At 63.6% G+C, this 18266-nt stretch carries 20 protein-coding genes; 13 read left to right on the forward strand and 7 right to left on the reverse strand.

Going from position 1 to position 18266, the window contains the following annotated elements:
* The first annotated feature begins 120 nt into the window (after positions 1–120).
* The 6 genes from ispG (at position 121) to ACS0VV_RS11815 (ending at position 5290) form a co-directional block, all read left to right on the forward strand.
* The gene (gene ispG / locus ACS0VV_RS11790) at positions 121–1272 is read left to right on the forward strand and encodes a flavodoxin-dependent (E)-4-hydroxy-3-methylbut-2-enyl-diphosphate synthase (protein WP_483533543.1); all 1152 of its coding nucleotides are present in this window, start codon (positions 121–123) and stop codon (positions 1270–1272) included.
* A 126-nt stretch (positions 1273–1398) separates the two neighbouring features.
* Positions 1399–2007 (forward strand): thioredoxin family protein, encoded by a 609-nt coding sequence (locus ACS0VV_RS11795; RefSeq protein ID WP_483532891.1) that lies wholly within the window; start codon positions 1399–1401, stop codon positions 2005–2007.
* A gap of 16 nt (positions 2008–2023) precedes the next feature.
* Positions 2024–2965 carry a histone deacetylase family protein gene (locus ACS0VV_RS11800; protein WP_483532892.1) on the forward strand — a complete coding sequence of 314 codons (942 nt, stop codon included), beginning with the start codon at positions 2024–2026 and terminating at the stop codon, positions 2963–2965.
* Positions 2966–2989: 24 nt separating this feature from the next.
* A complete protein-coding gene (locus ACS0VV_RS11805) occupies positions 2990–3529 on the forward strand; it encodes a retropepsin-like aspartic protease family protein (protein WP_483532893.1) in 540 nt (179 codons plus the stop codon).
* A gap of 5 nt (positions 3530–3534) precedes the next feature.
* On the forward strand, positions 3535–4479 hold the full coding sequence (locus ACS0VV_RS11810) for a hypothetical protein (RefSeq protein ID WP_483532894.1): 945 nt from the start codon (positions 3535–3537) through the stop codon (positions 4477–4479).
* A 43-nt stretch (positions 4480–4522) separates the two neighbouring features.
* Positions 4523–5290 carry a murein L,D-transpeptidase catalytic domain-containing protein gene (locus tag ACS0VV_RS11815; RefSeq protein WP_483532895.1) on the forward strand — a complete coding sequence of 256 codons (768 nt, stop codon included), beginning with the start codon at positions 4523–4525 and terminating at the stop codon, positions 5288–5290.
* An 11-nt stretch (positions 5291–5301) separates the two neighbouring features.
* Here ACS0VV_RS11815 and ACS0VV_RS11820 read toward each other — a convergent pair whose 3' ends face one another.
* Complete coding sequence (locus ACS0VV_RS11820) at positions 5302–6687, reverse strand: L,D-transpeptidase family protein (RefSeq protein ID WP_483532896.1); 1386 nt, start codon at positions 6685–6687, stop codon at positions 5302–5304.
* 130 nt (positions 6688–6817) lie between these two features.
* Here ACS0VV_RS11820 and ACS0VV_RS11825 point away from each other — a divergent pair, with 130 nt between their 5' ends.
* The gene (locus ACS0VV_RS11825) at positions 6818–7711 is read left to right on the forward strand and encodes a DMT family transporter (RefSeq protein ID WP_483532897.1); all 894 of its coding nucleotides are present in this window, start codon (positions 6818–6820) and stop codon (positions 7709–7711) included.
* Here the strand turns inward: ACS0VV_RS11825 and ACS0VV_RS11830 are convergent.
* The gene (locus ACS0VV_RS11830) at positions 7708–7884 is read right to left on the reverse strand and encodes a hypothetical protein (protein ID WP_483532898.1); all 177 of its coding nucleotides are present in this window, start codon (positions 7882–7884) and stop codon (positions 7708–7710) included. The genes ACS0VV_RS11825 and ACS0VV_RS11830 overlap by 4 nt on opposite strands.
* A gap of 165 nt (positions 7885–8049) precedes the next feature.
* Between ACS0VV_RS11830 and acnA the strand changes: the two genes are divergently transcribed.
* Positions 8050–10722: an aconitate hydratase AcnA gene (acnA, locus tag ACS0VV_RS11835; protein WP_483532899.1), complete on the forward strand. Its 2673-nt coding sequence runs from the start codon at positions 8050–8052 to the stop codon at positions 10720–10722.
* Positions 10722–11147, forward strand: a complete 426-nt coding sequence (locus ACS0VV_RS11840; protein ID WP_483532900.1) for a rhodanese-like domain-containing protein — start codon at positions 10722–10724, stop codon at positions 11145–11147. The genes acnA and ACS0VV_RS11840 overlap by 1 nt, the downstream gene beginning before the upstream one ends.
* Positions 11148–11223: 76 nt before the next feature.
* Here the strand turns inward: ACS0VV_RS11840 and ACS0VV_RS11845 are convergent, their stop codons facing one another.
* Complete coding sequence (locus tag ACS0VV_RS11845; RefSeq protein ID WP_483532901.1) at positions 11224–11385, reverse strand: PEP-CTERM sorting domain-containing protein; 162 nt, start codon at positions 11383–11385, stop codon at positions 11224–11226.
* Here ACS0VV_RS11845 and ACS0VV_RS11850 point away from each other — a divergent pair.
* Positions 11336–12679, forward strand: coding sequence for a hypothetical protein (locus tag ACS0VV_RS11850; protein WP_483533569.1), 1344 nt, complete (start codon positions 11336–11338; stop codon positions 12677–12679). The genes ACS0VV_RS11845 and ACS0VV_RS11850 overlap by 50 nt on opposite strands.
* Before the next feature lie 443 nt (positions 12680–13122).
* On the opposite strand, the gene ruvB is transcribed toward ACS0VV_RS11850, so the two are convergent.
* The 4 genes from ruvB to ruvA all read right to left on the reverse strand — a co-directional run bounded on the left by ruvB (position 13123) and on the right by ruvA (position 15829).
* Positions 13123–14163: a Holliday junction branch migration DNA helicase RuvB gene (gene ruvB, locus ACS0VV_RS11855; RefSeq protein WP_483532902.1), complete on the reverse strand. Its 1041-nt coding sequence runs from the start codon at positions 14161–14163 to the stop codon at positions 13123–13125.
* The gene (locus ACS0VV_RS11860) at positions 14160–14546 is read right to left on the reverse strand and encodes an NUDIX hydrolase (RefSeq protein ID WP_483532903.1); all 387 of its coding nucleotides are present in this window, start codon (positions 14544–14546) and stop codon (positions 14160–14162) included. The genes ruvB and ACS0VV_RS11860 overlap by 4 nt, the downstream gene beginning before the upstream one ends.
* On the reverse strand, positions 14543–15103 hold the full coding sequence (locus ACS0VV_RS11865) for a DsrE family protein (protein WP_483532904.1): 561 nt from the start codon (positions 15101–15103) through the stop codon (positions 14543–14545). Before ACS0VV_RS11865 ends, ACS0VV_RS11860 begins: the two co-directional genes overlap by 4 nt.
* 123 nt (positions 15104–15226) lie before the next feature.
* Positions 15227–15829: a Holliday junction branch migration protein RuvA gene (gene ruvA / locus ACS0VV_RS11870; RefSeq protein WP_483532905.1), complete on the reverse strand. Its 603-nt coding sequence runs from the start codon at positions 15827–15829 to the stop codon at positions 15227–15229.
* Between the two features lie 80 nt (positions 15830–15909).
* Here ruvA and aroC point away from each other — a divergent pair, with 80 nt between their 5' ends.
* From aroC to ahpC, 3 genes are all read left to right on the forward strand, one after another.
* Positions 15910–16986 (forward strand): chorismate synthase, encoded by a 1077-nt coding sequence (gene aroC / locus ACS0VV_RS11875; RefSeq protein WP_483532906.1) that lies wholly within the window; start codon positions 15910–15912, stop codon positions 16984–16986.
* Positions 16986–17291 carry a hypothetical protein gene (locus tag ACS0VV_RS11880; RefSeq protein ID WP_483532907.1) on the forward strand — a complete coding sequence of 102 codons (306 nt, stop codon included), beginning with the start codon at positions 16986–16988 and terminating at the stop codon, positions 17289–17291. Before aroC ends, ACS0VV_RS11880 begins: the two co-directional genes overlap by 1 nt.
* 170 nt (positions 17292–17461) lie before the next feature.
* The gene (ahpC, locus tag ACS0VV_RS11885) at positions 17462–18028 is read left to right on the forward strand and encodes an alkyl hydroperoxide reductase subunit C (protein ID WP_483532908.1); all 567 of its coding nucleotides are present in this window, start codon (positions 17462–17464) and stop codon (positions 18026–18028) included.
* Positions 18029–18266: the final 238 nt, after the last annotated feature.

An 18266-nucleotide genomic window follows, 5' to 3' on the forward strand; every position in this document is an offset into this window, starting at 1 on the left:
TTGGCGGTTTCCTTTGTGATGCGTCCGGGAGGTGCGGCACGGCTATGCCGCAAACAGGCGCGACTGTCATTGTCCCTTCGCGCAAGCGTGTCTATATGCAAGGCCATGTCAGCAGACGCTATTTCGCAAATCCGCCCGTGGCGCATGATAGAGCGCCGCAAGTGTCGTCAGATTATGGTCGGCAATGTGCCGGTAGGCGGCGATGCGCCGATCACCGTGCAGACGATGACCAATACCCCGACAGAGGATGTGGGCGCGACCATTGACCAGATCCGGCGGTGCGAGGATGCGGGCGCTGATATCATCCGCGTCTCCTGCCCCACGGCGGAATCGACGGCGAATTTCGACCAGATCACCAAAGCAGCGAACATCCCGATCGTTGCCGATATCCACTTCCACTACAAACGCGCTCTGGAAGCCGCCGACAAAGGCGCGGCGTGTTTGCGCATCAATCCGGGCAATATCGGCTCGTCAGACCGCGTTGCCGAAGTCGTCCGCGCGGCCAAGGCCAATGGCTGCGCAATCCGTATCGGTGTGAATGCCGGCAGTCTGGAAAAAGACCTGCTCGAGAAATATGGCGAGCCTTGCCCTGAAGCGCTAATCGAAAGTGCGCTCGATCATATCAAGCTGTTGCAGGATCACGATTTTCACGAATTCAAAGTGGCGGTGAAGGCAAGCGACGTGTTCCTCGCCGTCGCTGCCTATCATGGCCTTGCTGAAACGGTCGATTGCCCGCTGCATCTCGGCATTACCGAGGCAGGCGGGATTATCGGCGGCACAGTGAAGAGTTCCATCGGCATCGGCTCACTGCTGTGGGCAGGGATTGGCGATACGATCCGCGTCTCGCTCTCGGCAGAGCCCGAGCAGGAAGTCAAAGTCGGCTTCGAAATGCTCAAAGCTCTGGGCTTGCGCACGCGCGGTGTGCGCGTCGTCTCCTGCCCCAGCTGCTCGCGGCAGGGTTTCGACGTTATCCGCACGGTCGAGGCGCTTGAAGCTCGGCTGGAGCATATCAAGACGCCGATGAGCCTCTCTGTGCTCGGTTGCGTCGTCAATGGCCCGGGCGAAGCGCGCGAGACCGATATCGGGATTACGGGTGGCGGCGCGGGCAAACATATGGTTTACCTGTCGGGTGTCACCGACCACCATGTGGAGTCGGAACATATGCTCGACCATATCGTCGCTCTGGTCGAGAAAAAGGCGGCGGAGATCGAAGCGGGCACGGCCACGGCTTTCGATCCCCATGCCGCCAAGGCGCAAGAAGCGGCAGAGTAAGCGAAGGGGGATATACCATGAGCGAAGACAAGAAGACCACGCAGCTTTCGCCCGAGGAAGAAAAGCGCATCATCGCGGAAAAGAACGCGAAGGCAGCTGCTGACAAGGGCGCGAAGAAGTAAGCGAATGGCGGGTGCAGGCTTGGCGGGCAGAAGCTCCGCGCGAAAACTGGCTGCACCCGCATTTGCGCTCGTGCTGGCTGGCGCGCTGGGAGGCTGCGTTAGCATCACTTCGGTCTCGAATGCTGCACCACCAGCGCCGCGCGCAGCGGTCGCGCACCCCGAAGCGACACCCTATACGGTTTCCTCCGATCCCATGGCCGAGATTGACGCAGCGCTCGCGCTAGCAGCCGCGCGTGATGCCCGGCTGCTGCTGGTGATGGGCGCGAACTGGTGCCACGATAGCCGTGCGCTGGCCGGATGGCTGGAAACAGAGCGCTTCGCCGCGCTCGTCGCCGACCATTACGAGCTGGTCTACGTGAATATCGGAATGCCCCAGACTGGCGACGGCCACAATCTCGACATCGCGGCCCAGTTCGGCTTGGAGCAGCTGCCAGGCACGCCCAATGTGCTCGTCGTGACTCCCGAAGGCCTGCTGGTGAACCCCGAGACTGCCACCACCTGGCGCAACGCCGCCAGCCGCAGCGAAAACGCGATCTATGACGAGCTGCACCGACTGGCGCATCAGCCGGTGGACATGACAATGCCAACCGACGGGGTTGAAACCGCTGAGTAAATCGCAAGTTTAGCGGATGCTCCACGTCGTCCACCACGCCGACTACATGGCGCCGCGTCCTGAGCGCGGGACGTTCAAGTTCGACAAATACTATCTCGTCATGGAGGCCCTGCGCGCCAGCGGCTTTGCGCTGACCGAGCACGCGCCCGATCCGATGCCGCGGCGATGGCTTGAGGCGGTGCATGATCCCGCATATGTCGACGAGGTTTTCCGCGCCGAGGTTCCGCGCGAGAAGGAGCGGCGTATCGGTTTTCCGGTCACCCCGCACATTTCCAGCCGCGTGCGGCATACCAATGGCGGCACATGGCTCGCTGCGAAGCTCGCGCTGGACCACGGCTATGCCGCGAACAGCGCTGCAGGAAGCCACCACGCGCTGCACGAAACCGGCGCGGGCTATTGCGTGTTCAACGATCTTGCGGTGGCCGCCAACCGGCTGCTGGCCGAAGGCGATGCGCAGCGTATCCTCATCATCGACCTTGATGTGCATCAGGGCGACGGCACGGCCAGCCTGCTGGCAGGGCGCGAGGATGTGTTCACCTTCTCCGCCCATGCGGCGAAGAACTTTCCCGCGCGCAAGGCACGCTCCAGCTGCGATGTCGAACTTCCCGATGGCATGGGTGATGACGACTATCTGGCCATGCTCGACCGCCATCTCCCTGCAATCATGGCCGATTTCGCGCCCGATCTGGTGCTGTATCAGGCGGGGGTTGATCCGCATGAGGGCGACAGGCTGGGCCGTCTCGCGCTCAGCGATGCAGGGCTGGTGCGGCGTGACCGCTATGTGCTCGATCTGACGCGCAACCGCAGCCTGCCAATCGCCAGCGCGCTGGGCGGCGGATATGGCGAGGATCAGCGCCTCGTTGCTGCGCGCCATGCCCGCTCCATGCTCGCCATGGCGTTCCCGGAGGCGAGCATCGAACAGCTTGCCGCGACCGAGGCAATCTTTACCGTGGTTTAAGGCCATGCGCCTAAGGCAGGCGTGATGGATATGCGTATTCCCCTTGCCGGCGTGCTGGTCGCAGGCGGCCTTGTCGGCCTTGCTTGGCCGGTTGTCGCGCCGGAAGCCGGTTCTGCCGCGCCCGAGGCCGAACAGACCGAAGCGCTCGACACCGCATTGCCGGTCATCGCCAACAGTAATGAACCCGCCACCTGGAGCGAGGATGTGACGCTCACCCGCGAAGGCGACGGGCATTTCTACGCCGATGTCAGCGTGGACGGGATCACCGCACGGATGCTCGTCGACACCGGAGCCAGCGTGATCGCGCTGACGGGGGCCGATGCAGCGTCCATGGGGCTCCACTGGAACCCGAACGAAGTCGTTCCGGTGGCGCAGGGCGCGAGTGGCACGGTTTACGGCGTCAACACCACGCTTGCCACTGTCCGCCTCGGCAATTTCGAAGCCACCAACGTGCCCGCCATGATTATTCCCGAAGGCCTGCCGATCTCGCTGCTCGGCCAATCCTTCCTCTCGACCATCCGCACCGCGCGGATCGAGGGCGACCAGATGGTGCTGGAGAACTGACCGCGATGAATATGACTTCGTTTCTCCCGCATCGCTGGCGCGCCAAGCGCGAAGCCACGCGCCATGCCGAGGCGATTGCGGGGATTCTCGACACCGCGCCGATCCGGCCCAAGCAGGACGGGCTCGTGCTGTTCTCGATGATCGGGACCGCCGTGCTGCTGCCCTATCTGGTGGCGGTGAAAAGCCTGTGGAACGAGCTGGAGCGCGGGCGCGTCGCGATTCTCGACGATGGCACGCTGACCGCGCAGGACCGCGCCATTCTCGCCCACCATTGCGGCGATCCCGAAATCATGCGGATCAGCGACGTTGTGCTGAACGAATTTCCGGCGGGCGGCACGTGGGAGCGCTTGCTGACCATCCTCGACCGCCGCTCGAGCGAATACTGGATGCAGATCGACAGCGACACGGTGGTGATCGGCCCCGTCCCCGAAGTCGAGGAAGCGATTGCGCGCAACCGCAGCTTCATCCTGCTTGGCGAGGAAGAGGCCGAAGGACCAAAGGCGCTTCCCGAATTCGTGCGGCATTTCTACCCCGGTGGCGAAGAGGCCGAAGGCCACGTGCAGGGGCGCATCGAATCCTGCATGGGCCGCATCGATCCCGCGCGCGGCTGGCGCTATGTGCGCGGATGTTCGGGCTTTGCAGGCTTCGCAGCGATGGGCGCGGGCCGTCCGCTCGCCTCCGCCTTCCTCACCGAAATGAAAAGCATGATCGGCGAGGCGGATGTGACGATCTGGGGCACCGAGCAGGTGACATCCAATTTCGTGCTCGCCAACGAAACCGCACCGGTCGTGCTGCCTTATGACCGCTATCTCAATTATTGGGCGCAAGCCTGGGGCGAAGATGCGCGCTTCCTGCATTTCGTGGGAACGCACCGCTATCACGGCGGCGCCTACGCGGCGGCGAGCCAGCTCGCCATCGAGCGGATCAAGGCCAAAGCCCAGGCGCGCTAAGCGTATGGACAAGGTTCATCGGCCGTGTGCATTATTGCAGGTGATGAATCGGAGAGAACTGCTCACCACCGGATTGGCCGCCAGTGCTGCACTGACTGCCCCTGCACGAGTCTTTGCGCGCCCCGCACCGAGCGTGCGCGACCAACGCCTGCTCGATATTGCCGCGCGCGAAGTCGAGCGCAATGCGGCCTCGCTATGGCACCGCGATGTGGTGGGCATTTGCGATTTCGGCCTGCATTCCAGCCAACCGCGCTTCCATTTCGTCGATCTGCTTTCCGGCCAAGTGAATAGCGCGCTGGTGGCGCATGGCAGCGGGTCCGATCCCGAACATGACGGCTGGCTCAACGATTATTCCAACCTGCCCGATAGCTGGGCGACCAGCCGCGGGGCCTATATCACTTGGGAGTGGTATGAAGGCCGCTATGGCACGTCGGTGCGGCTGGGCGGGCTCGACGAGACCAATTCAAACGCCTTCCCGCGAGCCATCGTGATGCATCAGGCCAATTACGCCGCGCCCGCCCATGTCGAGCGGTGGGGGCGTTTGGGCCGGTCAAACGGCTGTCCCGCTTTCGGGCCGGAAACCTTCCCCGAGGTGCTTTACCGCCTGCGCGGCGGGCGGCTAATCTTTGCCGAGACTTTGGGCATTGGTCTGGATGGCAGCGACGTGGAGATACCGCCGCAAGCGCCGGTCGATTTCGAAGCCGCGATTGCCGAGCGGCGCGCGGCTGGCCAGCAAGAACCCGAACCCGCCGAGGACGAATTGGAGCGGATTTACCGCGAGGCCAATCCGTCCCTCACTCCCGCCGGGTAACCGGCTAGCGATTAGCTCGCCGTCGTACGAATATCGTCGACGATCTCGATCACTTCCTCGCTGGTCGCGCGGGCGCGGTTGCCCTGACGCGGCGCGTCGAGCGCGGCAAGCACCGGCGCGTCGCGGCCGTAAATGTCTTCGAAGCTGCGCAGATTGCCGTCAATATCCACGCCCATGGTGAAATAGGTGATGTAGACCGGCATCGTCCGTTCCACCGGAACGCGGGTGTATTCGCCGCTGGTGGAAATCTCCACCGCCTCGTCCCGCGTCGCACCGCGGCCAAGAATTGCCACGGTCATGGCCAGTTCCAGCGCCCGCTCGACGCGGATGCAGCCGTGGCTGCGCGCACGGTTGGCAGAATCGAACAGGTGGCGCTGCGGCGTGTCGTGCAGGAAAATCGCGTGCGGATTGGGCATATCGAGCTTCATCCGGCCGAGCGAATTGTTCGGCCCGGGCTGCTGCACCACCGTTACCCAACCATTTGCGCCGCGCGTGGCGGAATAGCCGTTGGCACGCGCCCAGGCCGGATTGTTGAGCACTCGCGCGCCCAACCCTTCCCCGCGCACAATGCTTTGCGGCACCGTCCAGGTGGGGTTGAAGACCACGCCTTCCACGGTTTCCGCGAGCTGCGGTGTGGCAGTGCGGCCGGGTGCGCCGACAATCGTGCGATAAGTGCGGATGATCTGGTTGTTCACTGTCAGCCGCAACTGGTATTCGGGGACATTGGTGATGAGATACTGTCCGCCGAGATCGCGCGCGAGCCAGCGCCAGCGATCCATATTCGCGCGCAACATCCGGATGCGGCGCGTGTCGCTGGCCGGCGTTTCCGCCAACGCCGCGCGCAGGGCAGCGTAATCGGGATGGGTGGGGTTGAGTTCGGTGAGGACGCGGGCGATTTCGCCGGTTGCCAGCGCTTCCATCATCACTTCGCCGGTGGGGAGCAGATCGGGATCGGGATCAACCACGAACCACTGCCGGCGCGCCTCCATCGGCGTGCGGCCATCGCGCAGATCTTCAACCAGCCACGCAAACACACCGCTAGCGCGGCGGTTGAGCGCATCCCGATCGCCCGCAGCAATCGCCTCGCGCAGCAGATCGGGGCGGTAATCGGCGGGGTCCAGCCCCTCGGCGCCGATGCCTTCGATGAAAGCGAGCAGTGCGTTGGCATTGTCAATCGACCAGTGCGCCACTGCGGGATTGGCAGAAACGTCTTGCACCACGTCGCCGGTGGGCGAGCCGGGTGTCGCGGTGACTTCGGCGGCATCCTCGTTGCCGAGGACGTCTTGCGCAAACAGCGTCTGCGCCGTCCCCGGCGCGGTGAGAGCGGCGGTTGTGGCAAGTGCGCCGAAAAGGCCGACGAAACGCATCAGAATCAAGTCCCTGTTAACCATGGTCATGCGGCGATATTGCCGCGTATTGCCCTATCTATCAAGCAAGCCCGCTTTCACAGGGCTGAACCGCTCTTTTGAGCCGTTTTTTGCGCATCCGGCGTGACCTTCGCATCGGTGCGCAGTACGGGTTCGGGCGATGGAGCCGAACCCGCGCCTGATCCTGCCCTTCCTGGCCGCGATTGCGGGCGTTGCCTTGCTGTCGCTGATGGACGCGCTGATGAAAGACGCGTCGCTGGCGACGGGCGTTTACACCGCATCGCTGCTGCGTTCGCTTATTGCCGCAGTGATGGTCGCACCGTTCTGGCTGGCGAGCGGCTTCGTCTGGCCGCGCGGCGCGGTGCTCAAACTGCATATCGAGCGCGGCTGCGTGTCAGCAGCAATGGCATTGAGCTTCTTCTACGCGCTCACAAAGCTGCCGATTGCCGAAGCCATCGCCATCAGCTTCGTGGCTCCGCTGCTCGCGCTGTATCTGGCGCACTGGCTGCTGGGAGAGCGGATTGAGCGCAAGGCAATCTGGGCGAGCGTGATGGGCTTTGCGGGAACGCTGGTCATCATCAGCGGGCGGCTGGGGCGCAGCGATTTTGACGAGGGCGTGGCATGGGGGCTCGCCGCCCTGCTGGTCTCGGCAACGCTCTATGCTTATAATTTCGTGGTGATCCGCAAGCAGGCTCAAGTCGCTGGCCCGCTGGAGGTTGCCACTTTCCATTCGGGCGTGGGCGGGCTGGTGCAATTGCTCGCCGCGCCTTTCTTTTTCGTAATGCCCGACAGCGCGGCTTTGCAAACGATCACCGGCGCGGCGGTGCTTACGGTGATCGCCTCGATGGGCCTTGCCTGGGCTTATGCGCGGGCAGAGGCGCAGGTGCTTGTGCCTGTGGAGTATACGGGGTTTCTCTGGGCCGCCCTTTTCGGCTGGCTGATGTTCGGCGAGAAAGTGACGCCAACCACGCTCGCGGGCGTGGTCATCATCGTGATCGCCTGTCTGATCGCTGCGCCAAAGACAAAGCGGAAGCCCAATCCGGCACAAGCCTAACGCGCTGCTCGCTCCCGGGTCACGACTTCCTCTTCCGGCTCTTGCGAAAACCAGTCGGTGCTTTGCCAGACAAGGCCGATAACCGCACCCAGAAAGGCGGCGATTACAAGCGCCAAGGCCATGGCGAAAATACCCAGCGACTGGCGATTCGGATTCGGATTGCGCAATGCCATAAACCCTTCCTATCTTGCGCGAGGGGCAAAGAAAATTGCCAAAAGCCGCGTAATGCCATCGTCTACTTGACGTGAAGGCACCAAACGCGCAGGTCGCCCGCAAACATGGCCGCCCTCGTGCAGGGCTGCCAGGTCCGCAACACTTTCAATGAGGAAACCTCGCCCATGACTCAGGTCGGCGCCAACTCGCTCGGAACCCGCAAGACGCTGGATGTGAACGGCACCAGCTACGCCTATTATTCGCTCAAGGCCGCTGCCGAGAAATTCGGCGATGTGTCGCGCCTGCCGCACTCGATGAAAGTGCTGCTCGAAAATATGCTGCGGTTCGAGGATGAAGGCTTCACCGTCGGCGAAGAGCACGTGAAGGCGATTGTCGACTGGCAGAACAACCCGACCACCGGCGAGGAAATCCAGTACCGTCCCGCGCGCGTGCTGCTGCAGGACTTCACCGGCGTGCCGTGTGTCGTCGACCTTGCAGCGATGCGCGACGCCATCGGCAAGCTGGGCGGCGATACCGCGAAGATCAATCCGCTGGTGCCGGTCAATCTCGTCATCGACCATTCGGTGATGGTGGACGAATTCGGCCATCCCAAGGCGTTCGAAAACAACATGGCGCTGGAATATGAGCGCAATGCGGAACGGTATGACTTCCTCAAATGGGGCGCGAAGAGCCTCAAGAACTTTTCCGCCGTGCCGCCGGGCACCGGTATCTGCCACCAGGTGAATCTGGAGCATATCGGCAAGGGCGTGTGGTCGTCGGTTGACCAGCATGGCGAAACGGTCGCCTATCCCGACACCTGCGTCGGCACAGACAGCCACACCACCATGATCAACGGCCTCGGCGTGCTGGGCTGGGGCGTCGGCGGGATCGAAGCCGAGGCAGCGATGCTCGGCCAGCCTATTTCGATGCTGATCCCCGAAGTCGTCGGCTTCAAGCTGACCGGAAAGATGGCCGAAGGCGTCACCGCAACCGACCTCGTGCTCACCTGCGTGCAGATGCTGCGCGAACACGGCGTGGTCGGCCGCTTCGTCGAATTCTACGGCGAAGGCGTAGCCAATCTCAGCCTCGCCGACCGTGCGACCATCGCCAACATGGCCCCCGAATATGGCGCGACCTGCGGCTTTTTCGGCATTGACGACAAGACGCTCGATTATCTGCGCCTCACCGGTCGTCCGGAAGAAACGATCGCGCTGGTGGAAGCCTATGCCAAGGAACAGGGCATGTGGTTCTCGCCCTCGGACGAGCCCGTCTTCTCGAGCACACTGTCGCTCGACATGGCGGCAGTCGTCCCCAGCCTTGCTGGCCCCAAGCGCCCGCAGGACAAGGTCGCGCTTCCTGAAGTGGACGAGCTGTTCAACGGCGACCTTACGAAAGTCTACGGCAAATCGGCCGCTGCCCGCGTGGCGGTGGAAGGCAAGGATCACGATGTCGGCGATGGCGACGTGGTGATCGCGGCCATTACCAGCTGCACCAACACCTCCAACCCCGATGTGCTGATCGCCGCCGGTCTTGTCGCCAAGAAGGCGAATGAAAAGGGCCTGAAGCCCAAGCCATGGGTCAAAACCAGCCTCGCGCCGGGATCGCAGGTGGTCACCGATTATCTGGTGAAGAGCGGGTTGCAGGCGCATCTCGATGCCATCGGCTTCGATCTGGTCGGCTATGGCTGCACCACTTGCATCGGCAACTCCGGCCCGCTCGCGCCGCCGATTTCGGCAGCGATCAACGGCAATGATATCGTCGCTGCCAGCGTCCTTTCGGGTAACCGCAACTTCGAAGGCCGCGTTTCCCCCGATGTGCGCGCCAACTTCCTCGCCAGCCCGCCGCTGGTGGTGGCCTATGCGCTGAAGGGCACGGTGACGCAGGACATCACTACCACGCCAATCGGGCAGGACCAGGATGGCAACGACGTGATGCTCGCCGATATCTGGCCGTCCAACCAGGAAATTGCCGAGCACCGCGCCGCCAATATCGACCGTTCGATGTTCGAAACGCGCTATGCCGACGTCTACAAGGGCGACGAGCATTGGCAGGCGATCAAAGTCGAGGCGTCGGACACATACAACTGGAACCCCGCCAGCACCTATGTCGCCAACCCGCCTTATTTTGAAGGGATGGGGATGGAACCGGCGCCCGTCACCGATATCGTGGGCGCGAAGCCGCTGGCGATCCTCGGCGATTCGGTAACGACCGACCACATCTCGCCGGCAGGATCGATCAAGGAGGATTCGCCGGCTGGCGAATATCTGCTCGGCCATCAGGTGCCCAAGCAGGACTTCAACTCCTACGGCTCGCGCCGCGGCAATCACGAAGTGATGATGCGCGGCACCTTCGCCAACATCCGCATCAAGAACGAAATGGTGCCCGGCGTCGAAGGCGGTTTCACCACCTATGGCGGCGAGACCATGCCGATTTACGACGCGGCGATGAAGCACAAGGCCGACGGCACCCCGCTGGTCGTCATCGGCGGCAAGGAATACGGCACCGGCTCCAGCCGCGACTGGGCGGCCAAGGGCACGATCCTTTTGGGCGTGCGCGCGGTGATCGTGGAGAGCTTCGAGCGTATCCACCGTTCCAACCTTATCGGCATGGGCGTGTTGCCCCTGCAGTTCAAGGATGGCGACACCCGCGAAACATTGGAGCTGAACGGCGATTGCAGCTTTGCGATCAAGGGTCTTGCCAGCCTCAGCCCGCGGCAGGATGTCGAGGTGGAAGTGACCCGCGCAGATGGCACCACCTTCACCTTCACCGCGCTGTGCCGGATCGATACCGCCAACGAGCTTGAATATTACAACAATGGCGGCATCTTGCATTACGTCCTGCGCAAGCTGGCGGCGTGATGATGCGTAGCGCGGCTTTTGCCCTCGCGCTGGCGACGGGAGCGGGCCTTGCTGGCTGCGCTCCCGTTTCCCCCGCTCCCATCGCTGCGGTGCAGCCGGGGGCGCAGGTGGCGTTCGTTTCGTTCGAGGAGCTGGCGACGATGGTCGATAGCGGCCAAGTCGTGCTGATCGACGTGCGCACGCCGGAGGAATTTGCCGCCGGTCGCCTGCCCGGCAGTCTCAACGCGCCGTTGCAGACGTTTGATCCGCAAAGCATTCCGATCGAAGCTGCCCGTGAGACAATCCTCTATTGCGGCAGCAGCCGCCGCTCGGCTGTCGCGGCAGAGCAGCTGGCAGCCTATCTGGACCGCCCCGTGCGGCATCTGGAAGGCGGCATCCAGGCGTGGCAGGATGCAGGCGGTGAGGTGATCCGCTCGCCCGAATAAGAGCACAGGAAAGTCCAAGCAAAAAGGGCGGCCCCTCGCGGAGCCGCCCTTTTTCGTTGTTCGCTAAGGCTTTGGCTTAGGCCGTAGCTGCCTCCGGCGTACCGTCCTTCTTCGCGCGGCGGCGACGCAGGAACACCGCGCCCGCGCCCGCACCGAAGAGCAGCAGCATTCCGGGCGCCGGAACCGGCGTGCCCGATGTGGTGGTCGTGGTTGGCGTTCCCGAACCACCCGAAGTCACGACACCGCCCGAGGTCGAAGTCGAGCTGCTCGTGCTGGTCGAGGTTGACGAGCTGGTGCTGGTCGAGCTGGAACCCGAAGTCGAGCTGCTGACATTGCCCGAGCTCGAGCTGGTGCTCGTTACAGTGCCGCTGGTGCTGGTCACCGTGCCGCTCGTGCTGGTGATCCCGCCCGAGCTGGTTGTCGTCGTGGTCGATACGCCGCCGGTGCTGGTAGTGGTACCGCTCGTCCCGCTTGTGCCCGAAGAACCGCCAGTCGTCGTTGTGGTCGAGGTGATGCCGCCGCTGGTGCTGACATTCCCACTGGTCGTCGAGACACCACCGGTCGTCGTCGAGGTGGTGTTGCCACCTGTCGTCGAGCTGGAGGCCACATTGCCGCTCGTAGTCGAAGAGCTGGTGCTCGTCGTCGAGGAGCTGGTCGTGGTGCTCGAGCTGGTGATCCCGCCCGTGGTGGTCGAAGTGCCCGATGCGCCGCTGGTGCCCGAAGTACCCGACGTGCCCGAACTCGTCATGCCGCTGGTCGTGCCGGGATGGCCGGTCGTGCCCGATGTACCGCTAGTGCCCGAAGTGCCCGACGTTCCGCTCGTGCCCGAAGAGCTGCCGCTGGTCGAAGTGCTCGACCCGCTGCCGCCCGACGTGCTCGACGAACCCGAAGTCGAGGACGACCCGCTGGTCGAAGACGAGACATTGCCCGAGGAGGAACCGGTGCTCGACACCTGGCCCGACGTGCTGGTCACCGTGCCGCTGGTGCTGGTGATGCTGCCGGTCGAGCTGGTCGTGGTGCTGGTCAGGCCGCCGGTCGAGGACGAAGACGTGCTCGTGATCGTGCCCGAGGAACTGCTGACATCACCCGAAGTGGAGCTGCTGACATCGCCCGAGGTCGAGGTCGAACCACCCGAAGTCGAGGTGGAGGTCGAACCACCCGAAGTCGAGGTCGAAGAACCGGTGCTCGAATTGTCGATATCGATGATGATGTCGCCGCTCGAACCGCCGCCTTCACCGCTGGTCGTGGTAGTGGTGCTCATATCGACAATTGCGCTGGCGCTGCCGCCACCACCGCCGCCGCCGAAGAAGCCCCCGAAGAAGCCGCCGCCAAAGCCGCCGCCGAAACCGCCGCTGCTACCGCCGACGATCACCTGCTGGCCGCCACCGCCGCCGCGCACCGGTGCGCTGGGGAGAGGCGGAAGCGCGATGGGCGCTTCGGCATACTGTTCTTCCGCACAGCAATCTTCGGTGCGCTCGATCGTACGGCGCACGCGGCGCTGGGCGCGTTCATGTCCGCGATCGGGGACGTAGCGTTCGCCATAGCCGCCGCTGGAGCTGGAGCTGCCGCCCCGCGTCTTTACGTCGATCAGTTCGCCCGAACCGCCGTTGTCGCCGGATTTGTAGCGGACAACCGAAGTTTGCGGTTCGGCCACGTGTACGGCGCCCCCGCCAATGATGGCACCGCCTGCGGCAGCGACACTCAGTTTCGCAATAGCCATGCGTACGGACATGAGCTGGTCTCTCTTACAGTAGCAGACGCAGCCTGCAGCCCCCTCAATGGCGCCGACGGCTTTGTCCGGTTGCTGGCAAGAGAGCGTGCTTATTCACGGGCCGCAATCCCGTTAACCATGTTTGCGGCACCCCAAATGCAAATAAATCGGCGATTTCCGCGCCGCTTTGCCGGGTTGTCCCACAATGGAACCGAACGGGGGGCGAAAGAGAACAAAGCCTTAACGGCAAAAGGGGTTTGCGGCCTATTTCCCCCCGTCACCCGCACTATCGAAAAGGCCGCTTTGCCCCCCTGTTGGCGCCGCGAGCCCAAGGTGATTCCATCCGCGATCATTCAAGCAGCGCCCGCGCGCGGTGCGAGCGATCAGGCCCAGCTGGATGAGGTAAGGCTCGATCACGTCCTCCACCGTATCGCGCGGCTCTGCAAGGCCTGCGGCGAGCGTTTCAACGCCGACAGGACCGCCCTTGTAGGTCTCGGCAATCATGGTGAGATAGCGCCTGTCCATCGCGTCGAGGCCGAGCGAATCGATCTCCAGCCGGGTCAGCGCCTCGTCCGCGATGGGCGCGGTGACGGTGCCCTGCCCCTTCACTTGCGCAAAATCGCGCACCCGGCGCAGCAGCCTTCCGGCGACGCGCGGGGTGCCGCGTGAACGGCGGGCGATTTCACGCGCGCCTTCCTCTGCGATGGCAATGCCGAGCAGCCGCGCGCCGCGCGTGACGACAAGGCTCAGCTCGTCCTCGGTGTAGAAAACCAGCCGTACAGGAATGCCGAACCGGTCGCGCAAAGGCGTGGTGAGCAGGCCCTGCCGTGTCGTGGCACCGACCAGCGTGAAGGGCGGCAGATCGATCCGCACGCTGCGCGCCGATGGCCCCTCGCCGATGATGAGAACGAGCGCGCGGTCTTCCATCGCCGGATAAAGCACTTCCTCGACCACCGGATTAAGCCGGTGGATCTCGTCGATGAACAGCACGTCATTGGGTTCGAGATTGGTGAGCAGCGCGGCAAGGTCGCCCGCCTTGGCGATGACGGGGCCGGACGTGGCGCGGAAGCCTGCGCCCAGTTCCTTGGCAATGATCTGCGCCAGCGTCGTCTTGCCGAGGCCGGGCGGGCCGAAAAACAGCGTATGGTCCATCGCCTCGCCACGGCTTTTGGCCGCGTCGATAAAGACGCGAAGATTATCGCGCGCGGCTTCCTGCCCGATAAATTCGGTGAGCGACTTGGGCCGCAAAGCCGCGTCGGGGTCGTCCGGCTGGCGCGAGGGGGAGTGGATGGGTTGGTTGGTCATTTGGCCCGCCATGGCAGAATGGCCTCGCTGGTCAACGGAGCCAAGTCGATGCCGCTGGCGCGTTCGGGGTGAATCCACCTCGCTTCGGCTATTTCGGCGCCACACTTGACTTCACCAGTGTAGTCGAGGCTGAAAACCGACGCCTTTACGCGCTCACCCGGTTCGTTGGCAGCCGCGGCTTCTGCCTCGCCGAGGTAGGTCAGGTCGGAGAGCGGAATGTCGAGCCTCAGCTCCTCACGCAGTTCGCGCACGAGTGCATCGGCGGCCGTTTCGCCAAGCTCGAGCTTGCCGCCGGGCTGCATGAACGCGGCTGTAGACCTCTTTCGCACGAGCAGAACCTCGCCGCGCTCGTTGGCAATCCGGGCTACCGCAATGCAGATCAAAACGGGTTCACCGTATAGCCCTGCTGTTGCAGCAGCGCGTGGGCGGTCATCGCGGAGAGGGCCATTTCGACGCCGGGGATCAGGTCTTCGCGGGTTACGCCTTGCGCGCTGGCGCTTTGGCCGCAGACCACGAAGCGCACGCCGTGGTCGAGCATCGCGCGCACCATCGCCGCGCTGCCATTGATCGGCGCGTCCTCATCCTCCCCGCGCGGGCGGGCGGCGAGTGCTTCGCCGGTCAGCAGGTCGAGCACCGCGCTGCCATGCACCACCACGGCTGTATCGATGCGCCTGACATCGACACCTGCCGCCGCGTGCATATTGATAAACCGCGCCGCGCTCTCGAACCCGCGATTGCGCGTGCCTGCATCGGCGCGGGCTGCGACATCGAAGCTGTGGCGGAACTCGGTCGGAAGCGGAAACCGCTCCAGCCCCTCAATATGCGCGTGCGGGCCGAAATCGTCGAAAACGGGGCCGGTTTCAAAGCCATCGGGCAGAGACTGCGCGGCGGCAGGGGTGGCGAGAGCGAGTGCTCCAACGGCTATCAGACAGCGAAACATTTCAAATTCTCCCGTCATGCTGAACTCGTTTCAGCATCCATTTTTCAACACGCTCCGGCCTCCGCGCAACTGGCACCATGGATCCTGAAACACGTTCAGGATGACAAAGTGGAGGGGTATCCATCACCCCGCCGCCCTCTTCAACGCCACGCGAATGAGGTCGCCCTCTGCGGCGCCCTCACCCAGTTCTTCCTGCGCGCGAGCCACGGCTTGCGCCGCCACGGCAGGCTTGAAGCCGAGATTCTGCAAGGCCGAAACCGCGTCCGCGCTCGCCCCGCCTTTGGGAGCCGCGACCGCAACGCCAGCTGCGCCGCCGCCCGGAAGCGCGCCCGCCTTGTCCTTCAGCTCGTTCACGATCCGCCCCGCCAGTTTCGGCCCGACGCCCTGCGCTCTCGCCACCGTCGCCGCATCGCCGCCCGCGCAGGCATCGCGCATTTCGCCAGTCGAAAGCGCCGAGAGGATCGCCAGCGCCACCTTGCTCCCCACGCCCTGCACCTGCGTCAGCAGGCGGAACCAGTCGCGCTCCCCGCTTTCGGCAAAGCCGAGCAGGCGCATATCGTTTTCGCTCACCTGCAGATCGGTGTGGACGGTACACGCCTCCCCAACAGCGCCCAGCGCGGCCAGAGTCTTGGTCGAGCAGTGAACAAGATAGCCCACGCCCTGCACATCGACGATGGCCCAGTCCTCGCCGGTTTCGTCCAGCCGCCCTGAAAGTTTCGCGATCATGAAGGGAGGTTTGGCGGACAGAGCAAGAACAGTCCAGCCTTGCTAGACACTTGCCCGCAACTGCGCCAAAGCGCACTCCCATGAGCTGGAACACATTCGGACGCGTCTTTCGCTTTACCACTTGGGGGGAAAGCCACGGCCCTGCCTTGGGCGTGGTGGTGGACGGGTGCCCGCCGGGAATCGAACTCTCCGAGGCTGACATCCAGCCCTTCCTCGATGCGCGGAAACCCGGCCAGTCGAAATACACCACACAGCGCCGCGAGGCGGACGAGGTGCGCATCCTGTCGGGCGTATTCGAAGGCAAGACCACAGGCACACCGATCAGCCTAATGATCGAGAACACCGACCAGCGCAGCAAGGACTATTCCGAAGTCGCCAAGGCCTATCGCCCCGGCCATGCGGATTACACCTATGACGCGAAATACGGCTTCCGCGATTATCGCGGCGGTGGCCGGTCGAGCGCGCGCGAAACGGCGGCGCGGGTTGCGGCGGGCGCGATTGCGCGCAAAGTCATTCCCGAAGTCGAGATCACCGCTTGGGTCGAGCAAATTGGCGAGGTGCCGCTGCTCTATTCGCGCTTCGACAAGGGCGAAATCCGCAACAACCCGTTCTTCTGCCCCGATGCCGAAACCGTGACGCGGTGGGAGCAACTGGTCGATAATGCGCGGCTGGCAGGCTCCTCGCTGGGCGCTTTGGTCACCTGCTGGGCGGAGGGCGTTCCGGCAGGCTGGGGCGCACCGGTCTATGCCAAGCTCGACAGCGAACTCGCCGCTGCAATGATGACGATCAACGCGACCAAGGGCGTCGAAATCGGCGATGGCTTTGCAGCGGCGATGAACACCGGCGAAGGCAATGCCGACGCGATGCGGCCCGATGGCGAAGGCGGCGTGGCCTTTGCGGCGAACCATGCCGGCGGGATCGCGGGCGGTATTTCGACCGGGCAGCCGGTCACCTGCCGCGTGGCGTTCAAACCGACCAGTTCGATCCTGACAGCGGTGGAAACGGTGACGCGCGAAGGCGAGGCGACCGAAATCCAGACCAAGGGCCGACACGACCCCTGCGTCGGCATACGCGGCGTGCCGGTGGTCGAAGCGATGATGGCGCTGGTGCTGGCCGACCAGAAACTGCTCCACCGCGCGCAATGTGGGGGTGGGTGATGAAGGTAAGCCGCGAATTGCTTCTGGGAGTCGCTGTTGTGGCGATGGTTGTGACTCTGCCTTCAACCATGGAAGCCTATTCCGCAGTGCGCGGCGGTGCCTGCGATGACGCCGCAGGCGGAGTGTGCGTTGCCGACCCCGACAATTGGCGCCACGGCTCCACCTTTATGGCAACGCTGCCGACCATGCTGACTGTTGGCGCGATTATCGCGAGCGCCTTCACTGCCGAAAGCGCCCTGTCCAAGCGCCGCCAATGGATCGCCATCGGCCTGACGATTCTCGGATTGGCGCTGCTGCTCATCTGATTGACGTTGCATAAACCGCATCACCTAATGTGCGCAGTGCAACATTATACTAGCTGATCGAAATATCCGATCTTCGCAATCGCAACATTCGTCTTTGTTGCGCTGCAACAAAACCTATGTCCCACGCGTTGAGTGATCAAACGCAATTCCAACCAAAGGGACATAACATCATGGGTATCATCGGCAGCCAGATTAAGCCGTTCAGCGCCACCGCCTTCAAGGCGAATGAAGACTTCTTCACCGTCACCGACGAAGACGTGAAGGGCAAGTGGGCCGTGTTCTTCTTCTATCCGGCGGACTTCACCTTCGTCTGCCCGACCGAGCTTGAGGACATGGGCGAAAAGTACGACATGCTGCAGAGCATGGGCGTCGAAGTGTATGCCATTTCGACCGACACGCATTTCAGCCACAAGGCCTGGCACGACACCAGCGACAAGATCGGCAAGCTGAAGTTCCCCTTCCTGGGTGACCAGAACCATGTGCTCGCGCGCAATTTCGACGTGCTGCGCGAAGATGCCGGCCTTGCCGACCGTGCGACCTTCGTGGTCGACCCCGATGGCGTGATCCAGATCATGGAGCAGACCTGCGAAGGCGTGGGCCGCAATGCCAACGAATTGACCCGCAAGATCAAGGCCGCGCAATATGTCCGCGCCAACCCCGGCCAGGTGTGCCCGGCGGCGTGGGAAGAAGGTGCCGACACGCTCGCACCGTCACTCGATCTGGTCGGCAAGATCTAAGCCATCACTATAGAACCGCCGCCAGCGAACTCTCCTGTTTGACACAGAGATCGCAATGCGGCGGCTTCTGATCCCGGGCGAGCATTCTTGCTGCCCGGGCACCGAAGGCCCGGGGCACCCTCCCCCCTCCCCCCGCTCCGGGCCTTTTCCCCTCCTCAGTCGCCTGCACTTTGCGTCATTGCGAGGAGCCGCAGGCGACGCGGCAATCCAGTTCGACGGGACTGGATTGCTTCGCTCC

It is taken from the genome of Aurantiacibacter sp. KMU-128 (assembly GCF_056933515.1).